The sequence below is a fragment of the Pseudoduganella umbonata genome, from assembly GCF_014192225.1.
Classification (GTDB): Bacteria; Pseudomonadota; Gammaproteobacteria; order Burkholderiales; family Burkholderiaceae_D; genus Rugamonas; species Rugamonas umbonata.
Genome location: NZ_JACHXS010000002.1, coordinates 765,717 through 781,796, shown reverse-complemented (window position 1 = coordinate 781,796; position 16,080 = coordinate 765,717). Strand labels below are relative to the sequence as shown.

General features: G+C 67.5%; 17 protein-coding genes, 1 tRNA gene, 1 pseudogene and 1 riboswitch. Of the genes and pseudogenes, 1 reads left to right on the top strand and 18 read right to left on the bottom strand.

The window, feature by feature from the left end; all coding sequences use genetic code 11:
* Positions 1 to 31: 31 nt before the first annotated feature.
* The 15 genes from FHS02_RS08480 to FHS02_RS08415 form a co-directional block, all read right to left on the bottom strand.
* Positions 32 to 391, bottom strand: a complete 360-nt coding sequence (locus FHS02_RS08480; RefSeq protein WP_137314478.1) for a (2Fe-2S) ferredoxin domain-containing protein — start codon at positions 389 to 391, stop codon at positions 32 to 34.
* Positions 388 to 1,386 carry a precorrin-3B C(17)-methyltransferase gene (gene cobJ, locus FHS02_RS08475; RefSeq protein ID WP_137317486.1) on the bottom strand — a complete coding sequence of 333 codons (999 nt, stop codon included), beginning with the start codon at positions 1,384 to 1,386 and terminating at the stop codon, positions 388 to 390. The genes FHS02_RS08480 and cobJ overlap by 4 nt, the downstream gene beginning before the upstream one ends.
* Positions 1,387 to 1,427: 41 nt before the next feature.
* Positions 1,428 to 1,832 (bottom strand): cobalamin biosynthesis protein, encoded by a 405-nt coding sequence (locus FHS02_RS08470; protein ID WP_137314479.1) that lies wholly within the window; start codon positions 1,830 to 1,832, stop codon positions 1,428 to 1,430.
* Entirely contained in the window at positions 1,829 to 2,584 is a 756-nt protein-coding gene (locus FHS02_RS08465; protein ID WP_137314480.1) for a cobalamin biosynthesis central domain-containing protein, read from the bottom strand. The genes FHS02_RS08470 and FHS02_RS08465 overlap by 4 nt, the downstream gene beginning before the upstream one ends.
* Positions 2,581 to 3,387: a precorrin-2 C(20)-methyltransferase gene (cobI, locus tag FHS02_RS08460; protein WP_137314481.1), complete on the bottom strand. Its 807-nt coding sequence runs from the start codon at positions 3,385 to 3,387 to the stop codon at positions 2,581 to 2,583. The genes FHS02_RS08465 and cobI overlap by 4 nt, the downstream gene beginning before the upstream one ends.
* A complete protein-coding gene (cbiE, locus tag FHS02_RS08455) occupies positions 3,384 to 4,727 on the bottom strand; it encodes a precorrin-6y C5,15-methyltransferase (decarboxylating) subunit CbiE (RefSeq protein ID WP_137314482.1) in 1,344 nt (447 codons plus the stop codon). Before cbiE ends, cobI begins: the two co-directional genes overlap by 4 nt.
* A 24-nt stretch (positions 4,728 to 4,751) precedes the next feature.
* The gene (locus tag FHS02_RS08450; RefSeq protein ID WP_137314483.1) at positions 4,752 to 5,945 is read right to left on the bottom strand and encodes a cobalt-precorrin-5B (C(1))-methyltransferase; all 1,194 of its coding nucleotides are present in this window, start codon (positions 5,943 to 5,945) and stop codon (positions 4,752 to 4,754) included.
* Positions 5,942 to 6,625 (bottom strand): precorrin-8X methylmutase, encoded by a 684-nt coding sequence (locus FHS02_RS08445; protein ID WP_137314484.1) that lies wholly within the window; start codon positions 6,623 to 6,625, stop codon positions 5,942 to 5,944. The genes FHS02_RS08450 and FHS02_RS08445 overlap by 4 nt, the downstream gene beginning before the upstream one ends.
* Complete coding sequence (locus tag FHS02_RS08440; RefSeq protein ID WP_229422215.1) at positions 6,622 to 7,656, bottom strand: sirohydrochlorin chelatase; 1,035 nt, start codon at positions 7,654 to 7,656, stop codon at positions 6,622 to 6,624. Before FHS02_RS08440 ends, FHS02_RS08445 begins: the two co-directional genes overlap by 4 nt.
* Positions 7,653 to 8,444 carry a precorrin-4 C(11)-methyltransferase gene (cobM, locus tag FHS02_RS08435; protein ID WP_137314485.1) on the bottom strand — a complete coding sequence of 264 codons (792 nt, stop codon included), beginning with the start codon at positions 8,442 to 8,444 and terminating at the stop codon, positions 7,653 to 7,655. The genes FHS02_RS08440 and cobM overlap by 4 nt, the downstream gene beginning before the upstream one ends.
* Entirely contained in the window at positions 8,441 to 9,346 is a 906-nt protein-coding gene (locus FHS02_RS08430; RefSeq protein ID WP_229422216.1) for an energy-coupling factor ABC transporter ATP-binding protein, read from the bottom strand. The genes cobM and FHS02_RS08430 overlap by 4 nt, the downstream gene beginning before the upstream one ends.
* On the bottom strand, positions 9,343 to 10,077 hold the full coding sequence (cbiQ, locus tag FHS02_RS31435) for a cobalt ECF transporter T component CbiQ (protein ID WP_137314487.1): 735 nt from the start codon (positions 10,075 to 10,077) through the stop codon (positions 9,343 to 9,345). The genes FHS02_RS08430 and cbiQ overlap by 4 nt, the downstream gene beginning before the upstream one ends.
* Entirely contained in the window at positions 10,067 to 10,408 is a 342-nt protein-coding gene (locus FHS02_RS08425) for an energy-coupling factor ABC transporter substrate-binding protein (RefSeq protein ID WP_137314488.1), read from the bottom strand. The genes cbiQ and FHS02_RS08425 overlap by 11 nt, the downstream gene beginning before the upstream one ends.
* Complete coding sequence (locus tag FHS02_RS08420) at positions 10,405 to 11,085, bottom strand: energy-coupling factor ABC transporter permease (RefSeq protein WP_137314489.1); 681 nt, start codon at positions 11,083 to 11,085, stop codon at positions 10,405 to 10,407. Before FHS02_RS08420 ends, FHS02_RS08425 begins: the two co-directional genes overlap by 4 nt.
* 122 nt (positions 11,086 to 11,207) lie before the next feature.
* A riboswitch (cobalamin riboswitch) is annotated at positions 11,208 to 11,414 on the bottom strand.
* A gap of 180 nt (positions 11,415 to 11,594) precedes the next feature.
* A complete protein-coding gene (locus FHS02_RS08415) occupies positions 11,595 to 12,794 on the bottom strand; it encodes a GGDEF domain-containing protein (RefSeq protein ID WP_229422217.1) in 1,200 nt (399 codons plus the stop codon).
* Positions 12,795 to 13,400: 606 nt separating this feature from the next.
* Between FHS02_RS08415 and FHS02_RS08410 the strand changes: the two are divergent.
* Positions 13,401 to 13,698, top strand: a pseudogene (locus FHS02_RS08410) (IS1595 family transposase); the annotation flags it as partial.
* A gap of 106 nt (positions 13,699 to 13,804) precedes the next feature.
* Here the strand turns inward: FHS02_RS08410 and FHS02_RS08405 are convergent.
* The 3 genes from FHS02_RS08405 to FHS02_RS08395 all read right to left on the bottom strand — a co-directional run bounded on the left by FHS02_RS08405 (position 13,805) and on the right by FHS02_RS08395 (position 16,052).
* Positions 13,805 to 14,440 carry a PEP-CTERM sorting domain-containing protein gene (locus FHS02_RS08405; protein WP_175424823.1) on the bottom strand — a complete coding sequence of 212 codons (636 nt, stop codon included), beginning with the start codon at positions 14,438 to 14,440 and terminating at the stop codon, positions 13,805 to 13,807.
* A gap of 407 nt (positions 14,441 to 14,847) precedes the next feature.
* Positions 14,848 to 14,923 (bottom strand) — tRNA-Thr (locus FHS02_RS08400).
* A gap of 118 nt (positions 14,924 to 15,041) precedes the next feature.
* On the bottom strand, positions 15,042 to 16,052 hold the full coding sequence (locus FHS02_RS08395; RefSeq protein ID WP_137314492.1) for a class 1 fructose-bisphosphatase: 1,011 nt from the start codon (positions 16,050 to 16,052) through the stop codon (positions 15,042 to 15,044).
* Between the last annotated feature and the right edge of the window lie 28 nt (positions 16,053 to 16,080).

Sequence of the window (16,080 nt, the reverse complement as noted above, 5' to 3'; positions counted from 1 at the left end):
CGCAACCGGGCACCGGACGGCGGCGCTGGCACTATTCCTCGCCGGCCTGGTGAAACACCAGGTCGTCCACGCGCCGGCCGTTGCACAGGTGTTCGTCGATGATGCGGTCCATGTTTTCCGGCGTGACGTTGTAGTACCAAGTGCCGTCCGGCTGCACGCACGCGATGGGACCGCCCTTGCAGGCGGCAAAACAGCTGACGCGGCTGCGCTTGACGCGCAGCTCGCCCGTGGTCAGGCCGGCCGCCTTGAGCTTTTCCCCCAGGCTGTCGAACAGCGCCTGCGACTGGCCATCGGCGCTGCAGCGCGGGCCGGTGCACACCAGCAGGTGCCGGTGATAACTGCCGATCTTCGGTTTCACCACCATCGGCGCGCTGGAATCGCTGTCGCTCATGCCTCGCCCTCCCCGATCGCCACGGATTCGTCTTGCCACGGCTCGGCCAGCGTGGCGCCGATGTAGTCGGCCGGCAGCCGGTAGCGGGCCGCAAGCGCCTCGATGCTGGCGCCGCCGGCATGCTCGGCCTGCAGCGTGTCCAGCCAGCCCAGCAGGCCGGTGGACAGCGAACGGCCGGCGCGTTCGCCGTCGCGGGTGGCGCCACCCTCTTCCATGTCGTACTTGTTCGCGTAGCCGCGCGGCGTCACCATCAGGCCGTTGCGCACGAAGGTGTTGCTGTTGCCGACCAGGACAGTGCTGAGCATGCCGATGTCGGCATCGGCCATGCGGTCGAGCGTGGTGAACACGATGTTCTCGCGCCGGCGGTAGGCGCTCTTGACGATCGCCACCGGCGTATCGGCGCGGCGGTGGCGCAGGAACAGGCGCTGCGCCTCGACGATCTGGCGCGTACGCCGCCCGCTTTTCGGGTTGTACAGCGCCACCACGAAATCGGCCATCGCCACCGCGTCCAGCCGCCGCGCGATGGTCGGCCATGGCGTCAGCAGGTCCGACAGCGAAATGGCGCAGAAGTCGTGCGTCAGCGGCGCACCGACCAGGGCGGCGCAGCTGTTCAGCGCCGATGCTCCCGGGACGATCTCGACCTGTACCGGATCGTCCGGCGTCCAGCCAGACTGGAACAGCACCTCATACGTGGGGCCGGCCATGCCGTACACGCCGGCGTCGCCCGACGAGATCAGCGCCACCTTCTTGCCGGCGCGCGCCGCTTCCAGCGCGCTGACGGCGCGGTCCAGTTCCTCGGTCATCGACTTGCGGATGATTTCCTTGCCTTCGATGAGGTCCGCCACCAGCTTGATGTAGGTGACGTAGCCGATCACGACATCGGCTTCGGCGATCGCCGCGCGGGCACGCCCGGTCATGTGCTCCACGCTGCCGGGGCCGATCCCCACCAGCATGATCTTGCCGGCGCGCTGCGCGCCCTGTTCAATGCCGCTCATGCCAGCGCCGCTCATGTCAGCGTCTATCATGTCAATCTCGTTCATGTGTTTTTCCTTGCGATCGAAACGGTGGCATGCCGGCCATCGGCGCCCCGGTGTTTGTGTTTCTCGACGACGAGCGCCGTCATCGGCGTATCCGGCCCCGCCGCCAGCAGCGCGGCGGCCTCGCTGACGGAGGGCGTGCCGGTATGGCGCAACACCGTCGCGGACGGATGCGGCACCGGCACGGCCGCCAGCGCGTCGGGCGGGTAGAAATGCAGCGGCCAGCCATGTTCGTGCGCCAGGGCGAGCAATGCCGCTTCATCCTGTTTCAAGGTGATCGATGCGGCAGCGCTCACCTGCTCCGGCCCGATGCCCGCCGCGGCCAGCGCAGCCTGCACGGCTTCGCGCACGGTCTGCAACGCAGCGCCGCGGTCGCACCCGAGGCCGATGGTGTAGCCGCTCAAGCCGCGCTCTCCACGGGCGGGCGGTAGACCACCAGGCGTTCGTGCAACGCCTCCCAGCGCCCGGCCGGCACCTCGGCATGCGTGACCCACAGCAGCGCGGCGTAGCGGTCCAGCGGCACGTCGGCGAAACGGTCGAACCGGTGGATATTGTCCGGCAGCGGCGTGGGCCGGGTCCACCAGTCGGGACTGCCGGCCTCCTGGACGAAGGCGATCGGCTCGCCGTTCACCACATGGGCGGACACGCGCGTGACATTGATCTTCGGCGCCTCGACGCGCCAGCCCAGGTGGCGGCCCAGGATGTCGACGGGAATCGTGCGGCCGACATCGGACGCGGTGGTCAGCACCGGCGCCGCGCCGAGCAGCACGGCGATGCGCTCGCTCCATTCGTTGGCGCCGCCCACATGGCCAGACAGCACCGGGATCACGTACTGGCCGGCATCGTCGACGACGATCACGCCGGGGTCTTCCTCCTTGCTGCGCAGGTGCGGGGCGATCAGGCGCACCACCGCGCCCAGCGAAACAAAGAACACGATCTGGTCGTACCCGGCGAACAGCGGGCCGATCTCGTCGCGCATCGCGCCGCCGTAAGGGTGCACGCGGTTCGGCAGGCCGCCGAACGCGGTGGCGAATTTGGCAGCCGTGCAGATGTCGGCCTCGGGCAGGTCGGCGGCCAGGCGCGCGGCCTGCGCGGCGCCGTGCTTCGTGATCGCCACCAGGCAAACGCGCGGCGTGGTGTTGGCGGTATCGGTCATGCGGTCTCCGTGAGTGAGGGGTTGGGGCTGTCCTTCCTGAGGCAGCCCTTGATGCGTTCGCCGCGGATGCGGTGCGGGTGCTTGACGATCAGCAGCGACAGGTAACTGACCTTGCTGCCGCGCAGCGCGGATATCGCGGCGCCGCTGACCTGCCGCTGGTCCGGCGCGCCGACCCGTTCGATGAAATGGGCGCCGGCCAGCAGGCCGCGGCGCTCGAGCCAGCCGATCAGCTCATCGAGCAGCGGCTTCACCTTCATCAGCACCAGCGTATCGAAGTCGGGCAGCAGCCGGTCGACGGCGCTCACGCCATACGCGGCCGGCACGATCGCCACCGTGTCGTCCTGTTCCGCGAAGGGCACGTCGACCGCCGCGCAGGCGGCCGTGAAGGCGTTGACGCCGGCGATGATCCGTACCGGCACGCCGGCGTCGAGCGCGCGCACGGTGCGCGCCAGGTGGCCGAACGTGGCATAGGTGCTGGCGTCGCCCTCGACGAGGAACAGCACGTCGCGGCCCGCGCGCAGCCAGGGCAATACCCTTTCGGCCGCGCGCAGCCAGGCGCGCGCCAGCTTTTCGCCGTCGTGCGTCATCGGGAACAGCAGCAGCGCATGCTCGTCCGGCGGCGCCAGGCCGGCACGCTGCACGATGTCCAGCGCGTAGCTGGGCGTCTTGCCGCTGCGCGCCGGGTAGACCCAGGCCGCGTCGCGCCGCTGCAGCGCTTCCCACGCGGCGCGCGTGATCAGGCCCGGATCGCCAGGCCCCAGCGAGACACCCCACAGCGTGCCGAAGGTACCCGCGCCGCTCATGGCCTGCCTCCGGTGCGGCGCGCGCAGACGATCCACACGGGATTCTCGGCCGCCATGCGGTGCATGTGCAGGATCGGCTTGCTGCGGGCGGCCTGCAGTTGCACCACGTCCCAGCGCAGGCATGGTTCCGTGCCCTCGCCTTCCAGCGCCTGCAATGCCGCGGTAGCGGTAGCCAGGTTTTCCAGCGTGACGAAGTTCATCACCAGCGTGCCGCCGGGCCGAAGGCGCCGCATCACGCCCGTTATCAGGGCGGCCAGTTCGCCGCCCGAGCCGCCGATGAACACCGCATCGGGATCGGGCCAGGCGTCCAGGCCGTCCGGCGCCTTGCCCAGCACCAGGCTGTAGTTGCCGACGCCGAAGGCCGCGTGGTTTTGCGCAGCGATCGCGTGATCGGCTTCATTCTTTTCGATGGCATAAACATGGCCCCGCGGGCACAGGCGCGCCGCTTCCAGGCCTACCGAGCCGGAACCGGCACCGATATCCCACATCACGCTGTCCTCGCGCAATTGCAGGCGCGCCAGGCTGACGGCGCGCACTTCCTGCTTGGTGATCAGGCCCTTGTCGGGCTGGCGCTGCACGAATTCGCTGTCGGCCAGGCCGAAGCGCACCGGGCGCGGCGGCGGCGTCACGCGCCACAGCAGCACCACGTTCAGCGCGGCGAAACGCATGCCCGCGGCATCGCGCGGCGCGAGTTCGGCCAGCACCCGCTCTTCCGGCTGCAGCAGGTTTTCCGCCACCGCCATCAGGAAGTCGCCGCCGAGGCCTTCGGCTTCCAGCAGCCTGGCGATGCGGTCCGGACTGTTGTCGGGACTGGTCAGGATGAGCAGCCGCGAGTGCGCACGCAGCGCCTGGGCCAGTGCGTACAGCCCATGCTCCGGCGTGGCGCCGCGCTGCCACTCGCCGGCGTCCTTCGCGTGCACGGAGACGATGCGCGCATCGTGCCATGCCAGTCCGACGCGGGCGCATGCCACCTGCAGCGTCGACAGGTTGGGCAGGATGTCGAGCGCCTGCACGCACAGGTGCCGCGCCAGGTAGGGTGCGATGCCATGGCACAGCGGGTCACCGGTGGCCAGCACCACGCAGGCCAGGTGGTCGGCGCGGGCAGCCTTGACCCACCCCGGCACGTCCGCCAGGCGCCCGGTCAGGTCGTGACGCACGGCACCGGGCTTGAGTTCGTGCGCCAGCAGGGCCAGCGTGCGCGCGCCGCCGATCACCACGTCGGCGCTGCGCAGGCAGGCCAGCGCCGTGGCGGCCAGGCTTGCCGCGCCGTCGTCGAGCACGCCGATCACGCGGCACGGATTCGGGTCTTTGTCACTGCTGTCTTTGAAAGGGATATCCATGGTTGGGCTCAAGGGAACTTCGGTTCAGGGGTCGACATCGAGGATGTGGGCAATGCTGGTGCGGCCGGCGCTGGCCGGCACCGGCGGCGGCGGCACCGGGTCGGACCACACGTCGGCCACCTGCTGGCCGCTGAAGTCGCATACCAGCACGCGCAGCCGGAACGCCTGGCCGTAGCGCGCCGGCGCGGTCAGCGTATCGATGGCCGCCTGCGCCAGGGCGCGGTGGAAGGCTTCCCCCAGGCCGCGCTCGACCATCAGCTCGGCGCCGAATCGCGCCGTTTCGGCGGCGGCCATCGCCGCGCAGTCTTCGTCGGTGGCGCCGATGCGCCGCGCGACCGCCGCCACCAGGTCGGTATCGACTTCGCTGCGGTTGGCGTGGGTGATGGTCTCGCCCTGGGCGATCTTGGTCAGCTTGCCGACCATGACCGCCAGCACCACCAGGCCGATCCCCTGCGCCGCCGCCTCGTCGAGCGCATAGCGCAGGAAGTCGCCCATCTGCACGAAGCAGGCGGACGGCAGCTCCGGCCGCTCGGCACGCAGCGCTGCCATGGCAAAGGTCTCGGTGCGGCCGCCGGTGGTCAGCGCCACCATGCCGTGGCCCGCCGTGGCCGCGACCTGCACGCCCTGCACCACGCTGGCCCGCCACGCCGCGGTGGAATAGGGCTTGACGATGCCGGTGGTGCCGAGGATGCTGATGCCGCCCAGGATGCCCAGCCGCGCATTGGTGGTCTTCTTCGCCATCGCCTGGCCGTCCGGCACGCTGATCGTCACTTCGATGCCATGTTCGGCCAGCAGCCCGGGCGCCGCCTCGCGCAGGTTGTCGGCGATATTCCTGCGCGGTACCGGATTGATCGCCGGGCCGCCCACCTCCAGGCCGAGGCCCTTCATCGTGACCGTGCCGACGCCGTCGCCGGCCACCCAGGCCACGGCGCCGGCCTGGCCGGGCAGCAGGCGCAGGTCGACCGTCAGGTGCGCGCCATCGGTACAGTCCGGGTCGTCGCCGGCGAACTTGACCACCATCGCATGCGCATGCGCCGCGTCGCAACGGCCGTCGTGCACGGCGAAGCCCACCCGGCTGCCATTCGGCAGCAGTGCCTCGACGTGCTCCGGCACCTGCCCGGTGGCGAGTCCCAGCATGGCCGCGCGCGCCGCCGCGGCGGCGCATGCGCCGGTCGTGAAACCGGTGCGCGTGCCCTTTTCGGCAGCCTTCTCCTTCACCCGCGCTCCGCCGATTTCTGGCGCGCCTCGGCCAGCGCCAGCAACGCGTGCAGGGCCGACACCACCAGCGTCGAGCCGCCCTTGCGGCCGCGGATCACGATCCACGGCACCTCGTCGACTCCGGCCATCAGGTCCTTCGACTCGGCCGCCGACACGAAACCGACCGGCATGCCGACCACCAGCGCCGGGCGCGCGCCCTCCTCGCGGATCAGGCGCACGACTTCGATCAGCGCGGTGGGCGCATTGCCGATGCCGACGATCGCGCCATCGAGCAATCCCGCCCCGTGGGCCTTGCGCATCGCCTGCACGGCGCGCGTGGTGTCCTCGCGCCTGGCGGCGTCGATCACGTCCGCATCGCTGATGAACTGGTGCGTGCGCATGCCGAAATGCGCCAGGCGCGGCTGCGACAGGCCGGAGCAGATCATTTCCACGTCGGCCACCACCGGCGTGGCGCCGGCCAGCATGGCGCGGATGCCCGCCTCCACCGCGTCCGGGTGGAAGGCGGTCGCCCCGTTGAAATCGAAATCGGCGTTCGCATGGATCATGCGGCGCACCACCGGCCACTGCTCTTGTGTGTACGCATGCGGGCCGGCCTCGGCATCGATGATGGCGAAACTGTCGTGCTCGATGGCCTGGCCGGCGCGCGTCAGCTGCTCGGTGACGGTGTTTACGGTGCTCATGCCGGCACGCCCGCGTGGCCGTGATCGTGGCCGGGTTCATGGGAGTGGCCGTGTTCATGGGAGTGGCCCTGTTCATGGGAGTGGCCGTGTTCATGGGGGTGGCCATGGGCATGGTCGCCGGCCTGCGCGGGCGCATGGTCGTGGGTATGCGCGTGCGAATGCCCATGGCCCAGGTCGTGCGCGATCTCCCGGAACGTGCAGCCGTCGCATACCAGGCGGCTGTCCGGCACGCCCGCGCGCAGGTTCTCGACGCGCTCGTCCATCAATGCGAAGATTTCCTTCTCGAAGCCGAAATGCGCGGTGCAGGCGAACCGCACCTGCGGATACTGGCCGCGCAGGTGCTCGACCTGCCGGTGGATGCGCTGCATCAGCGTGCCGGTGTACAGGTAATACGGCAGCACGACGACCTGCCGCATGCCCAGCAGGACCTGGCGCTGCACCACTTTTTCCAGGCGCGGCCAGGTGATGCCGGTGAAGGCCAGGTCGACCAGTTCATGGTCGCCCTCTTCCAGCAGCCAGCGCGCCATCTTCGCCATCTCGCCGTTGGCGCCGCGGTCGGACGAGCCGCGCCCCAGCAGTACCACGCCGGTGGTCGTCGGGTCGGGCATGTCGAGCTCCGCCATCGCACCGCGCAGGCGGCGCCGCAGCACGGCCAGCACGGGGTCGCTGGCACCCAGGTGCGGCGCCAGCAGTATTTCCGCCTGCGGATTGGCGGCCCGCGCCTGCTCAACGGCCTCCGGGATTTCCATCTTGACGTGGCCTGCCGCATTCAGGATCAGGGGTACCACCAGCACCCGGCGGCTGCCGCGCGCCGCGGCCAATAGCGCGGCATTCAGTTCCGGCGCGGCGAATTCGATGAAGCACAGCTCGATGCGCCAGTCCGGCCGGCGCGCCCGCCATGCATCGGTGAAATCGCGGATCTCGCGGTTGCCCGAGTCCTCTCGCGAACCGTGGCCGACGATGAGGATGGTATCGTCGATGTTCGCGCGGGCCGGCATACCGGCCGCCTGCATCATGATGGGTGCGTTCATGCGCTCGCCTTTCTGAAACGATGGGTGAAGGTAGGGTCGTACAATTTCGATCGGGCCAGCGTTTCCCAGTGGAGTGCGCCCAGCGTGGGGCTTGCCACGATCATCGCCTGGCTGGCCACGCCGGCTTCGCGGCAACGCGCCTTGATGTCGGCCAGCGTGCCGCGCAGGATCTTTTCCTCGCCGGGCCAGCTGGCCTTGTGCACCACCAGTATTGGCGAGTCGTCCGGCCAGCCGGCGGCGCGCAGCGCCGTTTCCACCTTGTGCAGCAAGGTGATCGACAGGAAGATGCACAAGGTGGTGCGGTGCGCGGCCAGGCTGGCCAGGTCTTCGCCGGCCGGCATCGGCGTGCGTCCCTCGACGCGCGTAAAGATGACGCTCTGGGTGACTTCCGGCAGCGTCAGCGATTCCCCGGCCGCCGCCATCGACGCCATCGCCGACGAGACGCCCGGCACGACCGCCCACTCGATGCCGGCGGCGGCGAGTGGCCGGGCCAGCTCGATCAGCGCACCATACAGGCCCGGGTCGCCCGTTTGCAGGCGCACCACCGTGCCGTGCACCGCGGCCTGGGCGATCAGCCAGGCGGTCATCTCCTCGAGCGTCATGTCCTTCGAGTCGCGGATGACGCAGCCGGCCGGCGCATACAGCGTTACCGCGCGGTCGACGAGCGAGCCGGCGAACAGCACGGCGCCGGCCTCGCCCAGCAGCCTGCGCCCCTTCACGGTGACGAGTTCGGGATCGCCGGGGCCGGCGCCCACGAACCAGACCTTGCCGGGAGTTGCGATCGTCATGCCATTGTCCTTCCAGGTTGTGCGAAATGTGCGGGATGTGCGAAATGTTCCGGGGCCGGCGCGGCGCGCACGGCACGCAGTGCGGCAAGGAGCTCGGGAACGCTGCGCGGCGGTGGCTCGGCGCCGAGGACGCCGAGCGCAACCAGCTCCCGATGCAGTGCGATCGCCGGCGGCACCTCGTGCCCGGCTTGCCGCAGCAGGTCGGCGCGTTCCGCCAGCTGCATCGCCGGGCCGGACGCAATGCAGCATCCCGCCGCCATCAGGTGGACGTCGTCGGCCCAGCCGAACGCGAAGTCGGCGTCATGGGTCGACAGCATCACCGTGATGCCGCGCGCGGCAAGCCGGTCGAGCAGCGCCGCCAGGGCGGCCTGCATCGGTGCATCGAGTCCCGCCATCGGCTCGTCCAGCAAAAGGACCTGCGGTTCCATGGCCAGCACGCCGGCGATGCAGACCCGCTTCTTCTGGCCAAAGCTCAGGTGATGCACGGCGCGGCCGGCGTGAGCGGACATGCCGACGGCATCGAGCGCGGTGGCCACCCGCGCGCGCACGGTGGCGGCATCGAGGCCCAGGTTGAGGGGGCCGAACGACACGTCCTCGTCGACGTGGGCGGCGAACAGCTGGCGGTCCGGATCCTGGAACACGAGGCCGACGTCGCGCCGCAGCGCATGCAAGTCCTCCCGGCCATGGCCGACGGCCTGCCCGTGATGGCGCAGTAATCCGGCGGCCGGCCGCAGCAGGCCGTTCAGGTGCCGCAGCACGGTGGATTTGCCGGCGCCGTTCGCGCCCAGCAGCGCGTGGCGCCGCCCGCGCCCCAGCGCCAGGCTGCAGTCGCGCAGTCCGGGACTGCCGTCGGGGTAGGCAAAGTGGACGCCGGCCAGTTCGAGTACGGCAGGCACGGTCACCAGCGATCCCCCACGGCCAGCGCGACGAGCAGCGTGCCGGCCAGGATGGCTTGCGCATTCTGGCGCCCCGCCCGCGGATGGCTGGCCGGCAGGAAGCGCAGCGTGCCGGTGTACGAGCGCGCATCCGCCGCCATCTGCAACGCGGCGGCGCGCTGCCATACCTGCAATGCCATGTGACCGGCCAGCATCCCCGTCGAACGCCATGCCTGGGACCAGCCCCGGTAGCCCTGCCGGGCGCGCTGCGCCTCGACGCCGTCGGCCCAGGCCTGGCGCAGCACGGCAAGCATGCGGTAGCACAGCGCCATCAGGTCGAGCAGCAGTTCGGGCACGCGCAGGCGGCGCAACAGCGCCAGCAGGTCGGGCAGCGGCGTGGTCAGGACAAAGCCGAGCAGCGCGGCCAGGACGGCCAGCGCCCGCAACGCGGTGCAGGCGGCCACCGGCAGCATGTCCAGGCGCCAGTGCCAGTCGCCCTGCCGATCGGGCCCGGCCAGCATCGCCAGGCAGGCCAGCAGCAGGAAGCCGAGCGGTGCCAGCGCCGCCGCCAGCAAGGCACGCGGCGGCACGCGCGCCCCCACGACGGCGCTCAGCACCAGCAGCGCGGCCAGCACGGCCAGCACGGCGGGGCTGCGGGCGATCCAGGCCGCGGCAACGCCGGCGAGCGCGAACAGTGCCTTGGCGGAAGGCGCGATGCCGCGCCAGCGGCTCGCGTAGGCAGCCGTGTCAATCAGCATGCGGCTCCCTTGCCTTGATCTCTCCCTTGCCTTGATCTTTCCCCTGCCTTGATCTCTCCCTTGCGCGTTCGATGCCCGCCGACAGGCCGAGCCAGTAACCGATCACGCCGGCGCCGAGCGCCGCCTGCACGGCGAACAGCAGCGATGCGATCTCGCCGCTGGCCGGCTCGAACACGGGCTGGAACCAGGGCCGGTAATCCGGCGCGATCTTTTCGATGGCCTGCCGCGCGAGATCGTCTGCACCGCCGAAATCGGCATCGCCGGCGATCCACAGCGGCAGCACCGTCGACAGGGCGAGCGCGGTCCACAACATCCAGGAACGGGCCTTCATGCCGGCTTCCTTCCGGCGTGCGCGAACACGGGCGCGGCGGCCAGCTCGTGGCCATGGATCCTGGCGACCGCGTTCACCACCAGCACCGTCAGCACGCCTTCGCTGATCGCGATCGGCACCTGGGTCAGGGCGAAGATGCCGCCGAACCTGAGGAGCGAAGCCGGTACGCCGCCCAGCGGGTCGGGAAAGGCCCAGGCCAGCTGCAGCGACGTGGTGGCATACGTGGCGAGGTCGCCGAGGCAGGCCGCCGCGAACACGGCGATGGAACGCGACATGCCGGCCGCGGCCACCAAGCGGAACACGCCATAGGCAACGAAGGGGCCGACCACCGCCATCGAGAAGACATTGGCGCCCAGCGTCGTGATGCCGCCATGGGCCAGCAGCAGTGCCTGGAACAGCAGCACCACGAAGCCTACCGGCACCATCGAAGCGGGACCGAACAGCAAGGCGCCAAGGCCCACGCCGGTGGGATGCGAGCAACTGCCGGTGACCGAAGGAAGCTTCAGCGCGGACAACAGGAACGCGAACGCGGCGGCGACCCCGAACAGCATGCGATGCTCGGGATGCCGGCCCAGGTCGCGCCCCATGGAACGCAGGCCCCAGGCCAGGAACGAAACGGATACGGCCGACCAGCCCAGCGCGTGCGCGGGCGGCAGGAAACCTTCCATGATGTGCATTCGAAACCTCCCGTCGAATGGTCGATAAGAGCACCGGGCGGGGATCGAAAATGGAGAAGACGGTCGAAGCGGAGCACGGACGGCAAGCCGCTTCGACAGCGGCTTCCCGTCACCCCGGGGAATGGTGCTGACTTGCTTGGGCCGGTATTCTGGCTCGCCGTCATTCTTCTTCCGCGCCTTCCCGCGAGATTCGCAGTGGCTTGTTGGCGGAGTCCGTCAGGCTTACAGCAGCGGGGGCTGCACCGGAATGGCCGCATGGCGGCTTCACCGGTTTCCCGTTTAACGCGCTTCCCGAACAGGAAGAGCGCACCCAAGCGCGCATGGTAACCCATCGGGGCTGGAAAGGTACAGCACTTTACCGTGCGCCCGGTGCTGGAATGCCGGGCGGGGGATCGGCATCACCGGTGCCGCGGCCGGCACTCATTGGCCGGCACTCGCAGGCCATCGTCGTGACAGACGGTATGCAGGAATCGCCGGCGCGCGCTGGCCGGGTGCGGCGCAGGCAGGGTTCAGCCGGCCGCGCGCGCCGCCACGTGCAGGCCGGGACGGCCGTAGAATTCCAGCGCCTTGACGGTGTTGCGGCCGTCGCGCTTGGCGGCGTACAGCAGCTGGTCGGCCAGCTCGATCACGGCTTCCTGCGGGAAGCGGGTGGTCACGCTGGCGAAATTGACGGAAGTGACGCCGAAACTGGCGGTGACGCCGACGGTCTTGCCGGGCGCGATCTCGGTGGTCATGGCGGACAGCGCGGCGCGCATGCGCTCGGCCAGGTGCATCGCGCCGGACAGGTCGGTTTCCGGCAGCACCAGGAGGAATTCCTCGCCGCCGAAGCGGATCAGGTTATCCACCTTTTCTCGGATCAGCCCGCGCAGCAGCGCCGCGAATGCCACCAGTACCCGGTCGCCCGCCGCGTGGCCGTACGTATCGTTGACGGATTTGAAGTAGTCGATGTCGCAGGCGATGACGGCCACGCTGAGGCGGAAGCGGCGCGCCCGCGACAGCTCCATGTTCAGCAGCTCCTGCTGCAGGTAGCGCCGGTTGTGGCAACCTGTCAGCGGATCGCGTTCGGAAAGGTTCTTCAGTACCGACTGCACGCGGAATTCCTCGCGCCGGATCAGGTGGTAGCGGCGCGCGGAAATGTAGCCGAAGCAGTTGGCCAGTGCCAGCAGCATGACCATCGTCAGCTGCTCCTGCGCGGTCAGGCTGCCGGCGATGAGCGCGATGACGATGAACACGAGCGTGGAAATCGCCGAGATGGCGAGCGAATACAGCAGCCGGTTGGGAATATACAGGTACACGACCAGCACCATCAGGCCCATCGACATGGCGTGCCAGGCCAGCTCGGCGGGCCGCGCCAGCACGATCGGCACGAATGCCAGCATGCCGGCAATCTCGGTGATACTCGCCGTGAGATAGACGCGCCCGACGGAATGCGGGTGCAGGTGATTGGTGACGCAACTGGCGATGGCCACCACGGCCACACCGAGCCGGCAGCCGAACAGCGCAAGCGACAGCGGCGTGAGCCCCAGCGCCAGGATATCGGTAACGGCAAAGATCAGGTAAACGGCGGAGCAGAACAGCAGCGTGGTGCGCAACTGTTCCTTGGTCTGCGGCAGCAAGTGATGGCTGAAATGCGCTTCGATCGTCCTGTCGGCAAATTCCGCCGACAGCCGGGAGATCGCGAACGCCGCGTCATGAACCGGGGGTGACACGTCGCCTCCTGATACTGATGAGCCCGCTTAACGGGTAAACGAAAGGTATTGTAAACCTATCCCTTAGGACATTTCTCACTAAAAGTCACTCGCGACCATTATTTGTAATGAATTTACAGTCCAACCGCCAGCCTTGTACATGGGAGTATATTTCAGAGCAGTAATTTGCATTTTAGCAAAGTTAATGCTTTTATGGAAATTTATCCTATGCAATTACTATAAGAACAGTTGTAGTGTTGCATCATGACCGGCAGCAACGATGGCCAGCCCTGGAAGGTTTCATTTACAGAAAGCCGGATGTGCAGGCATCTGGCAAGGAAATATCGGCGCCATATAAGAGGCGCTGTCACCCGAGCCTGTGGGATGAACTGAACCATTCACGCCATCGCAGTCTCATCCTTATTGACGATGGAGGCGGCGATGCATGACGGCGTTTTCAACAGTTTGCTGGAACGATTGCGCGGCAACTCGACGGGCTCTCCGGCGCCCAACCGGCGACACTGCGTGCCCTGCTCGAGTCGGCTTCGTCACTAGCGAACTGTCTGGAACTGATCGAGAAGTTCGGCCGGCCGTCCGATCGCTGTCCGCATTGCGCGGCGACCCGCCGACGTCTTGCTGGTGTCGGACAGCGCTGCCCGCTTACCGCACGTTCGCGCGCCGCGCCGGCATCCTGCATCAAGCAGTCAATCTCAGGGCAGGCGTGCGCACCCGCGGCGCCGTCCTCCTGCAGCACGTAAACGGCTATCACAGCCGCTTCCACGGCTGGCTGTCGCGCTTCAACGGCGTGGCAAGCAAATACCTGCCGAACTACCTGGGCTGGCGCCATGGCCTTGACGGGCGGCGCTGGTCCGCGCCGGCAGACTGCCTGATCGCCGCGCTGCGCGGCAATTGCGCTCTTTCTTGATGACCTGGCGAAACTTCCACAGGTTCGGGTGACAGCGCCATGAAAAAAAAGCCCGCTGGCCGGAAGGCGAGCGGGCTGATGAGGCTGCGCCTGCCGGCGCTGGCGTTCAGCGCTTGGCGGCGCGGCGGCGCGAGTAGACCAGTCCCATCAGGCCCAGGCCCATCAGTGCCATGGTGCCAGGCTCCGGCACCGCATTCGCTGCGACGAGCGAAGAGCCGACGCCGGTGAAACCGCCCTGGTAGGCGCCCGTCAGGCTGCTGATGGACAGCTTGGAATACAAGGAGGTGAACTGCCCCTTGGACAGGGCCAGCGACTGGCCGAGGTCCGCCGTGCTCCACAGGTTGCCCGTCACCGAATGCGAGAAGCTCAGTTTCTGGTTGCCGACGACGATTTCAGACAGCGTCGTCAGGCTGTCCGGCGAGCCATCGATCAGGGAGTTGTACTGCCGCGTAGAGGCCGCGTTGAACAGCTTGGTGTTGCCGCCGATCGTCAGCGCAATATCGACAGAACCGACGGTGTCGATCAGCAGGCTGTTCGTTGCCGAGCTCGTTGGCCCGCTCAGGTCCTGGGTAATGCTGAGCGAATACGCCTGGCCGGCGATCGGCTGGAATCCCAGCGCGGTGGCCAGGCCGCTGGCGGTATTGTTGATTGAACCGATCTTGCCGGTCACGGTGCTGGTGATCACGGTAGCGTGTGCGCCGAATGCTGCTGAGATCAACACGGAGCCGGCAATGACTTTCAACAACGTTTTCTTTGGATTGAACATATTTATGGCCCAGGTGAAGTGACTGGTTCATCAATGCAATATTCATGCCAAATGCACACTGTTTGATGAAAATCAAACACTTAGATTTAATTGGCGCCAAAGATAGATGCTTGTGTAAAATTTTCCGACAGTAACGCTGTATTGTTACCGGAACATTCGGGAATAGCCTTCGCCCGTTTCGTTTCAGTATTTCCAGCGCCAGGCTGCATTTCAACTGAAAATGCCTGTTGAGATGAATGATTGGTGGCCGATCAGGCACCGGCGGTTTCGGTGACTGTCAATAATCCCGACAAAGGGACGCCAGCCGACGCACTGCACGCACGGTGCAACGACAGAAAGCAAAAAGCCCCACGCAGATGCGTGAGGCTTTTTGCATTGAATCTTGGTGCCGCTGACCGGAATCGAACTGGTGACCTTCGCATTACGAATGCGCTGCTCTACCGACTGAGCTACAGCGGCCAAACTTGGCAACGTGAAGTTACCTTGCTTAACCTTGCCTTCCGCACATGAAGCGCTGCGAAAGAGGCCACATTATAGCAACAGGTTTTACAGTTGACTAGGGTCTCTTTTCGAAATCTTACGCGGCGCCTTCATGGTGGTAACCGGTGACCACGGCCACCTCATCGCGCGAGCCGAGGAACACCGGCACGCGCTGATGCAGCGTGGTCGGCTGGATGTCCAGGATGCGGTGCTTGCCGTCGGTGGCCATGCCGCCGGCCTGCTCGACGATGAAGGCCATCGGGTTTGCTTCGTACATCAGGCGCAGCTTGCCTGGCTTGCTTGGATCGCGCACGTCCGCCGGGTACATGAAGATGCCGCCGCGGTTCAGGATGCGGTGCACGTCGGCCACCATCGAGGCAATCCAGCGCATGTTGAAGTCGGTACCGCGCGGGCCGGTGCTGCCGGCCAGCAGTTCGTTGATGTAGCGCTGCACCGGCGGATGCCAGTGGCGCTGGTTCGACATGTTGATCGCGAATTCCTTTGTCTTGGTCGGGATCTGCATATTGCGCTGCGTGAGCACCCAGGAACCCATTTCGCGGTCCAGCGTGAAGCAGTTCACGCCATGGCCGGTGGTCAGCACGAGCATGGTCTGCGGGCCGTAGACCGCGTAGCCGGCGGCGACCTGCTTGGCGCCCGGCTGCAGGAAATCCGTCTCGGTCGGGGTGGCCATGCCTTCCGGCGCCTTGATCACCGAGAAGATGGTACCGATCGACACGTTCACGTCGATGTTCGACGAGCCGTCCAGCGGATCGAACACCAGCATGTACTCGCCCTTCGGATAGCGGTTCGGGATCAGGTGGATCGTCTCCATCTCTTCGGAAGCCATCGCGGCCAGGTGGCCGCCCCACTCGTTCGCTTCCAGCAGGATCTCGTTCGAGATCACGTCGAGCTTTTTCTGCACTTCGCCCTGCACGTTCTCGCTTTCGAGCGCGCCCAGCACGTCGCCGAGGGCACCCTTGCCCACCGAGTGGGCGATGGTCTTGCAGGCGCGCGAGACCACTTCGATCAGCAGGCGCAGCTCGGCCGGGATATTGTGGTGCTCGCGCTGCTCCTCGACGAGGTATTGGGTAAGGCTGATTCGTTTCATGGATTCCCTTGGTTGATTACGATTCTTT

Coding starts and splice junctions, on each gene's coding strand:
- FHS02_RS08440 (WP_229422215.1), bottom strand. CDS start 7,656: ATGAACGCACCCATCATGATGCAGGCGGCCGGTATGCCGGCCCGCGCG.
- FHS02_RS08465 (WP_137314480.1), bottom strand. CDS start 2,584: ATGACCGATACCGCCAACACCACGCCGCGCGTTTGCCTGGTGGCGATC.
- FHS02_RS08395 (WP_137314492.1), bottom strand. CDS start 16,052: ATGAAACGAATCAGCCTTACCCAATACCTCGTCGAGGAGCAGCGCGAG.
- cobM (WP_137314485.1), bottom strand. CDS start 8,444: ATGACGATCGCAACTCCCGGCAAGGTCTGGTTCGTGGGCGCCGGCCCC.
- FHS02_RS08425 (WP_137314488.1), bottom strand. CDS start 10,408: ATGAAGGCCCGTTCCTGGATGTTGTGGACCGCGCTCGCCCTGTCGACG.
- cbiQ (WP_137314487.1), bottom strand. CDS start 10,077: ATGCTGATTGACACGGCTGCCTACGCGAGCCGCTGGCGCGGCATCGCG.
- FHS02_RS08445 (WP_137314484.1), bottom strand. CDS start 6,625: ATGAGCACCGTAAACACCGTCACCGAGCAGCTGACGCGCGCCGGCCAG.
- cbiE (WP_137314482.1), bottom strand. CDS start 4,727: ATGGATATCCCTTTCAAAGACAGCAGTGACAAAGACCCGAATCCGTGC.
- cobJ (WP_137317486.1), bottom strand. CDS start 1,386: ATGAGCGGCATTGAACAGGGCGCGCAGCGCGCCGGCAAGATCATGCTG.
- FHS02_RS08480 (WP_137314478.1), bottom strand. CDS start 391: ATGAGCGACAGCGATTCCAGCGCGCCGATGGTGGTGAAACCGAAGATC.
- FHS02_RS08420 (WP_137314489.1), bottom strand. CDS start 11,085: ATGCACATCATGGAAGGTTTCCTGCCGCCCGCGCACGCGCTGGGCTGG.
- cobI (WP_137314481.1), bottom strand. CDS start 3,387: ATGAGCGGCGCGGGTACCTTCGGCACGCTGTGGGGTGTCTCGCTGGGG.